Annotated in this window: 12 protein-coding genes; 5 read left to right on the forward strand and 7 right to left on the reverse strand. The window is 41.0% G+C overall.

Going from position 1 to position 14,464, the window contains the following annotated elements; all coding sequences use genetic code 11:
* Window positions 1-165: 165 nt before the first annotated feature.
* The 4 genes from NO346_RS03525 to NO346_RS03540 all read right to left on the reverse strand — a co-directional run bounded on the left by NO346_RS03525 (window position 166) and on the right by NO346_RS03540 (window position 7,765).
* Window positions 166-1,041, reverse strand: coding sequence for an Hsp33 family molecular chaperone HslO (locus tag NO346_RS03525; protein ID WP_005162836.1), 876 nt, complete (start codon window positions 1,039-1,041; stop codon window positions 166-168).
* A gap of 119 nt (window positions 1,042-1,160) precedes the next feature.
* Window positions 1,161-2,978 carry a cation:proton antiporter gene (locus NO346_RS03530; RefSeq protein ID WP_256414252.1) on the reverse strand — a complete coding sequence of 606 codons (1,818 nt, stop codon included), beginning with the start codon at window positions 2,976-2,978 and terminating at the stop codon, window positions 1,161-1,163.
* 308 nt (window positions 2,979-3,286) lie between these two features.
* Window positions 3,287-5,401 carry a TonB-dependent siderophore receptor gene (locus tag NO346_RS03535; RefSeq protein WP_256414253.1) on the reverse strand — a complete coding sequence of 705 codons (2,115 nt, stop codon included), beginning with the start codon at window positions 5,399-5,401 and terminating at the stop codon, window positions 3,287-3,289.
* A 138-nt stretch (window positions 5,402-5,539) separates the two neighbouring features.
* Window positions 5,540-7,765: a primosomal protein N' gene (locus NO346_RS03540; protein WP_371924494.1), complete on the reverse strand. Its 2,226-nt coding sequence runs from the start codon at window positions 7,763-7,765 to the stop codon at window positions 5,540-5,542.
* Between the two features lie 161 nt (window positions 7,766-7,926).
* Here NO346_RS03540 and gspF point away from each other — a divergent pair, with 161 nt between their 5' ends.
* From gspF to NO346_RS03555, 3 genes are all read left to right on the forward strand, one after another.
* A complete protein-coding gene (gene gspF / locus NO346_RS03545; protein WP_004659210.1) occupies window positions 7,927-9,132 on the forward strand; it encodes a type II secretion system inner membrane protein GspF in 1,206 nt (401 codons plus the stop codon).
* Window positions 9,133-9,155: 23 nt separating this feature from the next.
* Entirely contained in the window at window positions 9,156-9,725 is a 570-nt protein-coding gene (gene gspG / locus NO346_RS03550; protein ID WP_371924495.1) for a type II secretion system major pseudopilin GspG, read from the forward strand.
* Between the two features lie 262 nt (window positions 9,726-9,987).
* A complete protein-coding gene (locus NO346_RS03555; RefSeq protein WP_005162813.1) occupies window positions 9,988-10,332 on the forward strand; it encodes a hypothetical protein in 345 nt (114 codons plus the stop codon).
* 56 nt (window positions 10,333-10,388) lie between these two features.
* On the opposite strand, the gene lnt is transcribed toward NO346_RS03555, so the two are convergent.
* Window positions 10,389-11,948 (reverse strand): apolipoprotein N-acyltransferase, encoded by a 1,560-nt coding sequence (lnt, locus tag NO346_RS03560; protein WP_256414257.1) that lies wholly within the window; start codon window positions 11,946-11,948, stop codon window positions 10,389-10,391.
* Window positions 11,945-12,784, reverse strand: coding sequence for an HlyC/CorC family transporter (locus NO346_RS03565; RefSeq protein WP_256414258.1), 840 nt, complete (start codon window positions 12,782-12,784; stop codon window positions 11,945-11,947). The genes lnt and NO346_RS03565 overlap by 4 nt, the downstream gene beginning before the upstream one ends.
* Before the next feature lie 175 nt (window positions 12,785-12,959).
* Between NO346_RS03565 and tusA the strand changes: the two genes are divergently transcribed.
* Together tusA and NO346_RS03575 are read left to right on the forward strand one after the other, a co-directional pair.
* Window positions 12,960-13,217 (forward strand): sulfurtransferase TusA, encoded by a 258-nt coding sequence (gene tusA, locus NO346_RS03570; protein ID WP_256414309.1) that lies wholly within the window; start codon window positions 12,960-12,962, stop codon window positions 13,215-13,217.
* Between the two features lie 4 nt (window positions 13,218-13,221).
* Window positions 13,222-13,818 carry a LysE/ArgO family amino acid transporter gene (locus NO346_RS03575; protein WP_004916736.1) on the forward strand — a complete coding sequence of 199 codons (597 nt, stop codon included), beginning with the start codon at window positions 13,222-13,224 and terminating at the stop codon, window positions 13,816-13,818.
* 12 nt (window positions 13,819-13,830) lie between these two features.
* On the opposite strand, the gene NO346_RS03580 is transcribed toward NO346_RS03575, so the two are convergent.
* On the reverse strand, window positions 13,831-14,445 hold the full coding sequence (locus NO346_RS03580) for a DoxX family protein (protein ID WP_125297368.1): 615 nt from the start codon (window positions 14,443-14,445) through the stop codon (window positions 13,831-13,833).
* Window positions 14,446-14,464 lie beyond the last annotated feature (19 nt).

The following is a 14,464-nucleotide window of genomic DNA, read 5'->3' on the forward strand; positions in this document are numbered from 1 at the left end:
GTTTTGGAAAAAAATGCCAGCACTTTGGCTTAGCTGACACTGATGATGATGTCCATTGAACTATCACTTTAAGTCAAATAGAGTTTTGGGTAAATATCTTATCCAGTAGACATTCATATCAAATAAAAAAAGACGGAAGCCCGTCTTTTTTATTTTACTTTTCAATTAACTTAAATGTTCACCAAATAAGCCTAAAGCTTCTTCTGCACTAAACTCATAACGTGCATTACAGAATTGGCAATCCATCTGGATTGGATTTTGTGCTTCTAGTGTTTCATGAACTGCATCCACACCAATTTGAATCAAAGCGTGGGCGCAGCGTTCCTTTGAACAGGTACAACCGAACTTTAACTGCTCAACTTCAGGTAAACGAACCTCTTCTTCGTTATACAAACGATAGAGAATTTCATTGGCTGAAAGATCCGTCAATTCCTCGGGTTTAAGGGTTTCAGTCAACATGGTCAAACGGGGCCACAGGTCTTCATCAACCAACTGTTGTTCTTCTTCATTATTACGAGGGAGTAGTTGGATTAATAAACCACCTGAACGTTGACCATTAGTTGCCAGTACGATATGTGTTGGTATCTGTGCAGACAAATCGTAATACTGCTTTAAACAACCTGCTAATGTCGGTTGATCAAATGGTACGATACCTTGGTAGCGTTCGCCGTGTTCAGGTTCGATATTGATGAACAGCACAGGGTTGCTCAGGGCAGCAAGCACGGTACGACTATCTTTACCTTCTGCGAAGCGCGGATCTTCTTCGTAATCTGCGAGCGCACGAACTTCACCTAAGTGATTGCATTCGGCCATAGCCCATTTAAATGTTCCGCTTGCTTGAATTTGTAAGCTAATACGACCACGAATCTTGAGTGTACTTGCAAGTAAGGCGGTTGCACTCAGCATTTCACCCAAGAGACTTTGTACCGCAGGCATATATTCACGTTGCGCCAAAATGGTTTGTAGTGCTTCTTCCAAATGAACCACTTCACCACGAACAGGGCAGTCTTCAATAAAAAAGCGTTGGCGTAAATCAGACATATTTTTCTCCAGTGCTCCTTCGAGGGAGCGCAAAGCAACGCTTTGCTTTGTAACGCACTTCAGAATTTATCAAGAGGTGCATGGTTATGCAGTCAATAATGGTGTCAGTTTGCCAAAACTCAAGATGTTTCATTGAGTGATTTTGCATCACATTGTGTGTTTTGATCATTGCTCGCACGATCTAAAATCAAAGTTTTTGTATTTGCAAATAAATACTCAAGCTCGGCAATAGCACTTGGATGGTTTTTAATGATCTCTTGTTGATTAGAATTCCAATGTTGCTGCATAAGCCGTTCATCTTCTTGTTTAAAATGCATCATCAAATTTTGTGCTTCATCTTCGGGAAGGCCTGTTTCAACCAAGGTTTGCTGCGCCATACTTAACGCAGATGCGTAGGTTTCACGCCAAACTTGTGAGATACCTAAATCATGAAGTAATCGTGCATGATGACGATCTCGAGCACGAACCAAAATGGTTAAATCTGGATAATTTAAACGCAGATGTCGTGCTAGATTCATGCTGTCCTCAACATCATCAATCGCAATAATCAGTAACTTACAGTATTCAATACCTGTAGCGCGTAGGTTTTCGATTTGTGTAACATCGGCGTCAATAAAATGATGTCCATATTGTTCAATAAAGTCAGCATCAGGTTGGTTGCTATCTATCACGTTAAAGTGTTTGCCTTGCGCATGTAAAGCACGTGCAATGACTTGCCCAAAACGGCCAAATCCAATAATGAGAATTGGATGTTGTGGGATATCAGCATCAGCCACAGCGGCTTTATTTTTTTGCAGCATCGGTAAAATTTTCCGATTAAACAGTGCGTAAAGTAAAGGTGTGAATAGCATCGAACCCAAGATAATGAGAAATGTCGGTGCTAATAATTCTGTGCTAACTAAATTTTCGCTTTCAGCTAGCTTGAGTAGAATTAAACTGAGTTCACCACTTTGTGCCAAGCTTACGGCAAATAAGGTACTAAATTTGGCATTGCGTTGTTGATAATAGCTGATCGCACCGATCACAACTGCTTTGATTAAAACCAATGCAAAGATTGAACCTAGAATCAAGAGTGGAGATTGGCTTAAAGGTGTCAATGAAAGCCCCAAGCCAATCGCCATAAAAAACAAGCCTGTCGCCGTATCTTTCAAGGGTTCTAGAATACGCTCAACTTCAACTTTAAATTCAGTCTCAGCAAGTAAAAGTCCAGCTAAAAATGCAGCAATCAAAATATGAAGATTTAAAATATCCATAATCAGGATGGCTGAAAGCAGGATGAATAAACTGAGCACAGCAATGAGATGGAGACTTTTTTTATGTACTAAGAAACGAAATATAGGACGAACTAAATAACGATTGGCTAAAAATAGACCTGAAATCGTAGCGATGAGCGCTGCAAAATAGGCGATTCCGTGTCGAGTAGAGGCTGTGTCTTCTAGCAAAGGAAAGAGTGCAATCAGAATGACGGTAATAAAAGCCTGCAATTGTAAGGTGGCTAAAGTAGCTTGTTCTAATTTATGGTTGCTTTGTTGTTTTTGTTGGAGTAGTTGTTGTGGAAGAATCAACGCGGAGAGCGCTAAAGCACATCCGAGCATCAGACTGTGCCATACTTGATCAAGCAGTAAGAAGCATGCTCCAACTAGAAGGATCGTGATGATGAAGTATTGTAGGCCACTATTTTTTAGGATGCCTCTGCGTTCTCCCCACAGTTTTAGCGGGCGAAAAGCAAAGCCAATAAAGAACATCACGGCAATCATACCGAAATGCAGCAGTTGATTAATCAGTTTAGGATCTTCAATCAAACCAGAAACACTGGAACCAAGTAAAAGTCCTGCAATCAGATAACCCAAGACAGTCGTGCCTGTGTAACGCTTCGCTAATGGAGCAAAAATTAAAGCTGCCGCCAGTAAAACAATAGCTTGTGGTAGGAATGACATGTTCTGCCTTGATCTGCTGATTTCTTTCAGCTGTTACATTAACTTAAAAATTGGGTGAGTTTGTAAGGGAAATATGAATTTTTCTTTTGGATTTTTATTTTTAAACGCTCTTGAGATGTACGCCTCCATGTCAAACGATATCACGTGAGTTTCATGGAGGTGCAGTATTTATAAAGTAGATGATGTTGTTGGGCGCAATAACCATTTCACAGAAGCATCAATTGAATGAGCCACTCAGAAAATGCATGGCTCATTCATATGAAAATAGGCACTTATTATTCTCAGAACAATAAATGTGAGGCAGTGGCTTAGTATTTAAATTTCACATTCAAACGAATCATACGAGGATCACCCCAATTTACTAATTGCGCATTTGGTGTCGTACCTGCTAGGTATTCTCGGTCAAAGAAGTTTTTAATCGTTAAGCCAGCTCCCCAATGTTTTGCCTCATAACCTGCATTAACATCAAACACTGTATAGCCTGGTAACTCAATATAGGTTGTTCCACGTTGTGCGGTACGTAAACCTTGATAGCGAATGCCTGCACCGATATTCCAGCCTAGTTTGTCAGGACTAAAATAATATTGAGTCGATAATGTTCCCGCATTTTTAGGTACATGGTTGGCTCTTTCCCCAATTTCACTTTCCGTTACACTTTGCATCACTTTCGCAGTTGGGATGTAACTATAAGTGGCAGATGCATTCCATTGATCCGTCAAAGATGCTGCCATTTCAGCTTCAAAGCCTTTGGTTTTTTGTTCACCTGTTTGGATGGAATAAGCACCACTGGCATCTGATTCAGTTACATTTTTACGTGTGAGGTCATAATAAGCAACATAACCTTGCAAGCGTTGATTTAAGGCTTGAAGTTTAATACCGATTTCTGCTTGTTTACCTTCTTCAGGATCGAGTAATTCGCCATTTGCACCTGTATCTGTCACTGGCATAAATGAAGTCGCATAGCTGATATAAGGCGCAAACATATCATTGATGCGATACATGACAGAGGCACTACCTGTAAAGGCTTGATCAGAGTTCTGTGTCGTGGTGTTTTTTAAGATGTTGTCAATTTCAACTTGAGTCCAGTCATGGCGTCCAGATAAGCCAATAATCCAGTTGTCATCAATCTTAACCGTATTGCGAAGATATAAACCTGCATATTGACTATAAGTCAGCTCTTGAGTTGGTGTACCCAGTTTTACGCTGGTAATACCATAACTTGGATTATCCGCATTGAATGAATTAATAGTATCTGTTCGGCGGTAATAATCACTACGCTCTTTCATCATATCCAAGCCAACCATGACATCATAATTGACTCGTCCAAAATTAAAGTTGCGCTGTAAATTACTATCCAACGCATAGTTGATATCTTGCTTATCTTGATTGTTAACTGCACGTTTAATGGTTGGCAATGTGGTATTGCTCGTAGCTAAAACGGCATCACCTTGAGTATCTGTTTTGGTGACAGCAAAGTTTTGTTTATAGATCCAACCATTATCAAAATAATGTGCATAGTTTGCTCCAGCACGATAGACATCAACGTTATAGCCGTGATCTGGCTCACCAAAGAAAAGATTGTGTGAATAACTCTTATAGGTTGAACTATTGCCATGTGGAATGCCCTGTTGGCGAGCATATTCACGGTGCTGATAACTGGCAATAACAGATAAATCGTCCTTTTCACCTAAATCAAAGTTATAAGACGGCGCAATGTAATAGTTTTTGAAATACACATAATCGGTTGGATCATCTTGATCAGAGACTCGACCAACGAGACGGAAAGCACCTTTCTCTGTGTTATTCGGTGCATAGTTAATATCAAAAGTGCCTTCTCTGAGATTGTAGCTACCATAGCTTAAAGTTCCCCGATAAGCGGTTTCTGCCTGTGGGCGCTTTGTGGTTAGGTTGACTAAACCACCAGGTAAAGCAAAACCGAAGCCAACAGAAGTAGGACCTTTGACGACCTCGATCGATTCCAAGCCTGAAATATCTTCTGCTCTTAGTACATTGTCTGATGTCTGTACTCGTAAACCATCAATATAGGTTTGTGAGCTTGAAATTTGTCCACGAATAATAAAGTCATCCCAACCACGACGACCATATTGTCCAGAACTAACACCAGCCACGCCTTCTAAAGCTTCGGAAATGGTTTTTGCTTGTTTCTGCTCGATTTGCTGATTGGTTACCACACTAATTGATTGGGCTGTTTCAAATAAAGGGGCATTTGATCTGAGCACAGCTGTGGCAGTCTTTGCTGCATAGCTATTTTTTTCTTGTTTTTCTGCCTGAACTTTAATCTTCGGCAAGACCTGTGTTGAGGTAGAAGATGCGGTATCTTCCTGTTGTTCAGATTGAGCAAAAGTATGACTTGCCATGACAGCAAGTATAGAAAAAGCGAGGGAGGAGGTGCGGAATCGCATGGTGAAATAATAACCTTACAAAGATAATGCTAATTATAATTATTTTCATTTGCAAAGTTAATGTTTATTACGAATAGTTTGATTTCTTTATTTTTTGGAAATGATTTTTAATATCACAAAATTTAATAAACCACTGATTTAACTAAACTCTTGTGGATCAACATCGATCGAGAGTCTGAGCAAATGCTGACGTGGTAAATGTACCACTTGTTGCCACCATTGACGTAAATAAAAGTGCAGTTTGGCGCGATCAGTGGATAAAATCACCATATGCGCGCGATAACGACCAGCTTTACGTTCCATCGGTGCGGGAATGGGCCCCCAAATATCAACTAAATCTCCAGCCATTGTCCGTAATTGTTGTGCAATATCTGCCAAGAATTGTTGGCTATAATCTCTGTCTTTAGATTCAACCCGAACCAATACTGCATAACGATAAGGTGGTAGCAGGGCAATTTTGCGATCAGCCAGCATTTGTTTGGCGACAGTACGATAATCATGTTCAATCAATGTGGTCAGCATCGGATGATCCGGACGCAAACTTTGCAAATAAACACTGCCTTTATGCTCACCACGACCAGCACGGCCAGCGACTTGCACAATCAGCTGTGCAGTTCGTTCAGGTGCACGTGGGTCAACACTGAGCAGTCCTGCATCAATATCTAAAATCGCAACAAGGGTAACATGCGGAAAATGATGGCCTTTGGCCAGCATTTGTGTGCCCAACAAAATGCTCGGTTTATTTTGCTGAATGCGATCATAGATTTTTTGCCAGCTACCGACCCGGCTGGTGCTGTCACGATCGACCCGAATCACTTCATGATGTGGGAAAAGCTCCTGTACATGTTCTTCAAGTTTTGCTGTTCCTGCCCCAATCGTTTTTAAGCTTTGTTTCTGACATGCAGGACAATGATCAGGCAGACGATTGATGGTGCCGCAATGATGACAATGCAAATGATGGTAGGGCTGTGAATGCAAAGTAAAATGCGCATCACAATGTGGACAATTGGCTTGCCAACCACAGCTTTCACACAGCAGGATCGGCGCATAACCACGTCGATTTAAAAAGATCAGCACTTGTTCTTTACGTTCTAAAGTATGTTTGATCTGTTCGATGAGCGTTTGGCTGAGTCCGTGCTTCTTTTTTGCGACTTTTAAATCCACCACATACATTTTCGGCAGTACAGCGATGCCCGCACGCTGATTTAACTCAAGCAAATGTAACTTGCCCGATGCCACCAAGTGATAACTGTCAATACTTGGGGTGGCTGAACCGAGAATGACAGGGCAGTTTTGCAAATGGCCACGATACAACGCCACATCACGGGTATGATAGCGGAAACCTTCTTGCTGCTTAAAGGAAAGATCATGTTCCTCATCCAGAATAATCAAACCTAAATGGGGCAGTGGTGTGTAAATGGCTGAGCGTGTGCCAATCACAATTGAAGCTTTACCCGTCTGGGCATGTTGCCAGGCCTGTAGGCGCTTTGAGTCATTCAGGCCTGAATGCAGCAAGGCCACATCACAGTGAAAGCGGGACTTAAAACGGGCAACGGTTTGAGGGGTCAGGCCAATTTCAGGCACCAGCACCAGCACCTGTTTGCCTTGTTTTAAGACCTCATGCATGACTTGCAAATAAACTTCAGTTTTGCCACTGCCAGTCAAACCATCGAGTAAAAATGCCTGATAGTGATGTTGTGCTTTGAGGATCTGTTGAATGGCTTTCTTTTGATCTTCGTTCGGTATTAAAGGCACTTGAGCCAATTGTACAGGTGTAGGGGTGAAATCATGCGGTTCTAGGCAGCATTCAACCAAGCCCTTTTTTTCTAATGCCTTTAAAGTTGAGGTTTCTACACCACTCAGGTTAAGTATATTCTCGGTAGCTCCATGTGGATGAAGTTTTAACACCTGATAGGCATCATACTGTTTTTGAGAGCGTTTTAATAAGGCATTCGGGTCATTGTGAGGGATGATTTTCCATAAATGAAACAGAATGTCTAAGGCGCGACCTTGTCTTAATAAAGTAGGTAGGGCACTTTGCATCACTTCACCAATCGGGAATTGGTAATATTGGGCTGACCATGTCAACAAAGTTAAAACTTGTTGGTCTAAAATCGATTCCTGATCGAGTAATTCTGTGATGGGTTTAAGTTTAAATTGCCCTGTAAATGCTTCGTTTGGATCAACTTTTTCAGTAATAATTCCCACGAGGTTTTGCCGTCCAAAAGAAATGGCAACGCGTGCACCGATTTGAGCTTGTGCGTATTGTTCAGCGCTGACCGTGTAGTCAAACGTGTCGTATACATAAACGGGTATTGCAACTCGAATACGGTACAGAATCGCGTTAGAATTTTCGGTAGGCATATAGGCTTCATTCATGGATAAAATGGCATGACTGCATGTCATGGAATTATGCTAAAGTGCGAAGTGTTATGTCGATGAATTTCTTGTGAAACTCTCAGGTTTCATTTCAAACACGGATGCAACTGTAACAACAACTACTTTGGGACAATTAGAACAGAACCATGCCTGCTTATCAATTTACTGCGCTTGATGCCTCTGGAAAGCAACATAAAGGTGTGCTGGAAGGGGATTCTGCACGCCAAATTCGTCAACAGTTACGGGATAAAGCATGGACACCCATTGCGGTCGATGCCGTTGAGCAAAAAGACAAACAGCAACAACGCTCATGGTTTAAAAAAAGCTTTAGTGCCTATGATCTTGCCCTGATGACCCGTCAGCTTTCAGTCTTGGTCGCTGCAGGAATTCCACTTGAAGAAGCACTGCGTGCAGTGAGTAAACAAAGTGAAAAATCACATGTGCAAAACCTATTAATTGCCGTACGATCCAAGGTTTTGGAAGGACATTCACTGGCGAAAAGTATGCAGCAGTCGGGGCGATTCCCTGAACTGTATATTGCAACGGTTGCTGCGGGTGAGCGTTCAGGCCATCTTGATCTGATTCTAGATCAGCTTTCGGATTACACTGAAAATCGTTTTGCCATGCAAAAGAAAATTCAGGGCGCAATGATTTATCCGATTGTACTGATGTTGATGTCTTTCGGAATTGTCATGGGCCTAATGACCTATGTCGTGCCTGAAATCGTCAAGACTTTTGAGCAAAGTAAAGAAGCCTTGCCATGGATTACGGTTGCCTTGATGAAAGCCAGTGCTTTTATTCGGCATACTTGGATTGCTATGCTGATTCTCGCTTTTATTGCCATGATTCTGTTTACTCGTTTCCTTAGAACGACTGCAGGGCATTATGCATTTGACCGATTAACACTCAGATTGCCACTATTTGGTAAACTTTCACGTGGTATAAATGCGGCGCGTTTTGCCAGTACTTTGTCGATTTTAACCCGTTCAGGTGTGCCTTTGGTTGAGGCACTACGGATCGGTGCCGAAGTGAGTAATAACTGGGTGATTCGCGATGCGATTGAAGTGGCGATGGAACGTGTAACAGAAGGTGGTAATTTAGCAACACAATTGGAGCGTTGCGGTTATTTCCCACCCATGATGGTACAAATGATTCGAAGTGGTGAAGCGTCAGGTGAACTGGATCGGATGTTGGATCGTGCATCGACCATGCAAGATCGTGAGGTGACGACCTTTATTTCTACATTACTGGCCTTGCTTGAACCTTTGATGCTGATTTTTATGGCGGCAATTGTATTGGTGATTGTGATTGCAGTAATGTTGCCAATTATTAATATGAACAATATGATCTGATGAGTAAGATGTAAGAGATGAATATGAATAATTTAATAGATAAACAAAATGTTGGACGTAGCTTGAATGCTTCTACCCTCGCGGAATCTTGCAACTCAGAGTCCGAGTATAATCTTAATCCAGCCACTCGAAGCACAGCTTCTCGCATTGCGGCAGGGTCGAGCGTTGCTCGAATGAATCGTGCCTCAGGATTTACACTCATTGAGGTGATGGTTGTTATTGTAATTCTAGGTGTTTTGGCTGCGCTGATTGTACCCAATGTGATGGGACGTGGTGAAAAAGCCAAAGTAGATACCACCAGTATTACCTTAAAAGGTGTTGCTGGTGCTTTGGATCAATATAAGCTCGATAATGGTCGTTATCCATCGATGCAAGATGGTGGTTTAGATGCTTTGGTCAACAAACCTGCGGCCGCTAAAAACTGGTTGCCAGGTGGTTATGTTAAAGGTGGTTATCCAAAAGACAGTTGGGAAAATGATGTTCAATATGTGATTCCTGGCCGTGAAGGTCGCCCGTTTGATTTATATTCGTTTGGTGCGGATGGTAAAGAAGGCGGCGAGGGTAATGATGCCGATATTTATTATCAGCCATAATGCTTGAATAAAATATCACTTCATTTTTTGATTAAATAAATCGAGAGTGAAGTGATAATGTTTATTGATTAATAATTTTTATTTAAGGTTTTGAAAAATAAATAAAAATAAAATATTAACTATGTGAGATTTATAATAAGAATTATTCCCATACTTAATGGTTACAAGAAACAATGAATTATGTAGGCAAATAGACTTTTCCTTTAAATCAAAGCTTTGCATAATAAATTCAGACCATTTAAATCAGGCATGGAGTGAGCAAATGAAAGCATTTTTTATGTTGGATGAACTGAATCAGTTTCATTGGGCAATGCTTAAATCTGTCTTACTGATTTTAATGTTATTGCCGATTACAGAAGGGGCTTTAAGTTTATGGCATGCTACAGAAGGTAGCAGCCAGATCATGATTGGTTTTTTTGCATTAAGCATGTTGAGTGCATGGTTTGTACTGTGTTTTCTAAGTGCCTTAAAAACAACCGTATGGGATAATCAGGAGATGATTTCCAGATATGAGCAATTGTTGTTTAAGGCTTACCGTTATATTCCGATGTTGTTTTTATCGAGTCTGGTTGCATATTTATCCGTGCAATTGCCATTGGCCTTGTAACTCAAAGATCAATCCCGTTATAAAAAAAGAGCGTTGATTCAAACGCTCTTTTCATCTTACCGCCGTGACTTAAAGGAAACATCAACTTTACGTGGGCGATAAATCCATCCCATCACTAACAATAATAGTGAGAAAATCAAGATTGGATAATCACTCAAACGATTATATAACGTTTGCCCTTGCATTGCAGGTAAATCACCACGTAATACGAACTCTTCATCCAGAGGTGCTTGTTTCACGATATGGCCATTGTGGTCAATAAACGCAGTCACGCCTGTATTGGTAGCACGAATAAACCAGCGACCATTTTCTTTGGCGCGCATTTGTACCATTTGTAAATGTTGCCAAGGACCTGCTGTACCTGTAAACCAAGCATCATTTGAAACAGTAATTAAAAAGTCACTATTCATCGCATTACGACGGGTCAGATTAGGATAAGCTACTTCATAACAAATGGCAGCAGCAAGCGCATGTCCTTTGATGGTTAGGGGCTCTTGGTTGGGTTCTCCACGTGAAAAACCACTCATACTGATATCATTTTGCATCGCAGGTAAAACCCATTTCAGCATTCCTGAAAGAGGAATATATTCGCCAAATGGAACAAGACGTTGTTTTTTATACAAGCCATGCGAGTCACTGCCTGAAGCCATAATACTATTGTAATATAAGGGTTCACCCACTTGTTGAGACTTTGGCAGATCCCAGTAAGGGATGCCAGTCACCCAAGCGCTATCTGCTTTTTTTGCTTGAATATCCATTGCTTTTAAAAAGTCTGGAATATCCGTTTGAAATAAGGGAATAGATGATTCAGGCCAAACGATAAGATCACGACCCCATTCCGCACGGGTTAAAGTGGCATAAATTTCTAAGGTTTTAATTTGATACTCAGTCAGCCATTTCAGGTCTTGAGGAATATTGCCCTGAATCAGAGACACACTCAGTGGCTTGGCAGCTTTTGGCTGAACAAACTGGATGAATCCAGCACCCCATGCACCCGCTATCAGTAGTGCAGAAGGAATAGCCCAGAACCAACGACGATTTAAAATTTCGACCAAAGCACATGCCAACACAATGACCACAAATGAAACTGCATAAATGCCAAATAAAGGCGCATAGCCATCGAGTAAGCGTTCAGTGAAGGCATAGCCTGCAAATAGCCATGGAAAACCTGTGAATACCCAAGTTTTTGCCCACTCAAATAGCACCCAGAGTGGAGCGAAGGTTAACGGTGTTTCTGGGAAAAAGCGACGGTACAGCCATGTTTGAAAAGCAGTAAATAAGCCCATGGCTGCTGCCATAAAGACAATCATCAGGATGCTTAAAAAGGCATTGGTATCGCCATAGGTATGGATGGAGGTGTACAGCCAGAACGCACCGACAAACCATAAACCAAAACCATAGGTCCAACCTAGCGCAAAAGCTTGGCGTGGGTTACGCTGACGTAATACAGCATATAATAGAGCTGGTGATAGAATCGCCAGCCACCAAAAATAATAAGGTGCTAAAGCTAAACTAAAGATTGCACCTGAAATGAGTGCAATCAAAAGAGGGAAAATAAAGGGTAACTGTTTTTGCGGTTGAGAAGTTTTTAACAGCTTTTCAAAATAGGCTCTCATTGACGTACAGCTCGAATCAGATGAATAGTGCGTGCATCTGCTTCAATAATGGTAAATTGCCAATCTCCAAGCTCAATGGTTTGACCTTGTAAATCGCTCACTAAACCAATCTCTTGCAGTAGCAAACCGCCCATAGTTTCAACTTCATCATCAGAAAAATCAGCATCTAAAATAGTGTTGAAATGTTCAATTGGTGTAAGTGCCTGCACAATCCATGTATTGGCTGTAGTGGGATCGTTGTCAGGTACGATATATAGTGCTTCTTCATCGGCAATATCGTGTTCGTCTTCAATTTCACCGACGATCTCTTCGAGAATGTCTTCAAGGGTGACTAGGCCAGAAGTTGAACCATATTCATCGATGACAATCGCAATATGTGTTTGAGTGTTTTTGAGCATACGTAACACTTGGTCTGAACGTGCACTTTCAGGTACAAACACAGGTTGGCGCATCAGGGCGCGAATATCGACTTTGACATTGCGCTCAGTCAAAAAAGGTAAAAGATCTTTTGCTAATAAAATACCGACCACATTATCGCTTTGATCTGCTGAGAACACTGGGAAACGCGAATGCGCTGAATCAATCAGCACATGCAGAATATCAAGTAACTGGTCATCTTCCTGTAAGCTGATAATTGCTGTACGTGGTGTCATAACCTCTCGGATTTTTGTTGCTGGCAGATCGAGAACACCCTCAAGCATAGCAACAGTATCTGGCTCTAAAAAGCGGCGTGAGTCTTGAACTAACTTGAGTAATTCATCGCGGGTTTCAGGTGCAGTACCTAACCATTTTCTTAAGCCACGCATACCCCACGACGGACTGGATTCCTCGACCATGATCTTTCCTAAAGACTCTCTATATCAATTAGATGATTTTCATCATACCGAAGAAAAAGCGGATATGCATCAATAAAACGATGCAAGAAATGTACAGTTTTTCAAAAAAGTGCAGGTGATTTCTACAGTATGACTTTATGATAAAATGTGAAAATTAGCATATTTGAGTTATATGATGTCTGAACAAACCAAACTCCCAACAGTACAACTTAATACCCGTGGTTTACGTTGTCCTGAACCAGTGATGATGCTGCATCAAGCGATTCGTAAAGCAAAATCTGGGGATGTGTTAGAAGTTTTTGCAACTGACCCTTCAACTTCTTGGGATATTCCTAAATTCTGCATGCATCTAGGACATGAATTACTGTTGAAAGAAGAGTCTTTAGACGAAAATAGCAATACTGAATATCATTATTTAGTGCAAAAAGGTTAATCGTTTGCTTTCGACCTATTTCTCAGGTTTTGCGCTGGGACTTTCACTGATTCTCGCAATTGGTGCACAAAATGCTTTTGTTTTAAAGCAGGGATTGCTCAAACAGCATGTATTTTGGGTATGTCTGATCTGTGCTTTATCCGACGCATTTTTAATTTGTTTAGGTGTGTTTGGATTTGCTTCAATATTGAGTCAACAAGCATGGTTGATTCAAGCTATGAAGTATTTCGGCGCACTCTTCTTGTTTATTTACGGCGCCCGCAGCTTTTATAATGCTTATAATTCGCAGTCAGGTTTAATTGCTTCTGAACAAGAAACAACGACTTTCTGGCAAACGATAGTTTTATGTCTCAGTTTCTCTTGGTTAAATCCGCATGTCTACTTAGACACGGTTGTATTATTAGGTTCAATATCTGCTCAATATGCAGATAAGATCTCTTTTGCTAGTGGGGCAGTATCAGCGTCATTTTTATTCTTTTTTAGTTTAGGATTTGGGGCGAGATTATTGCGTCCTGTATTTGCAAATCCTAAAGCTTGGAAAGTCTTAGATCTATTGATTGGCTGTATCATGTGGTTGATCGCACTTTCACTATTAAGATAGGTTTTTATGCACCTATCTTTTTGATTTAATTACTTTTCGACTGATCCAGTAATCACAACTTACATATCTTCCACCGCCAAGAACAAGTAGTGCACCCAACATAACCAAATAGGTCACTGCAAACTCAACGCCATTATTCAATATGACAAATGAGCCACTAGATGTAAGCCAATCATAATTTCCATAAGTGCTCAGAATCTCTCTCGCTTTCTCTAGTTTTTCAGCCGATTCAATCACTTGCATATTTGCAAAAGGAGCATGTGGATCAGCAATGGCTTGCCATCCATTTTGAATGTGGACGGTAAAGATAGCGACCAGCATAGTGATAATCAATGGAATACAAATCAGTCGCGTTGCAAGACCTAAGGCAAGTAAGACAGCACCACCTAACTCAGCCGAAATTGCAAGGCTAGCCATAACCAATGGGAAGGGCAATCCCAAGCCCCATTCACTATTGCCAAACCATTCAACCGTATCATTGAAATGTTGTAGTTTATTTTGTCCAGCCATCCAAAAAATAGGAATTAAATATAGGCGAAGCGCTAAAGAGGCGATTCCATCAAAATAATTTAAGTTGGAACCCAAATTCTGATAGCGTTTATGTAAAGAATAAATTAGATTTTTCATGAGAAATTCACAACGAATA

The organism is Acinetobacter sp. 5862, assembly GCF_024494585.1.
Lineage (GTDB): Bacteria > Pseudomonadota > Gammaproteobacteria > Pseudomonadales > Moraxellaceae > Acinetobacter.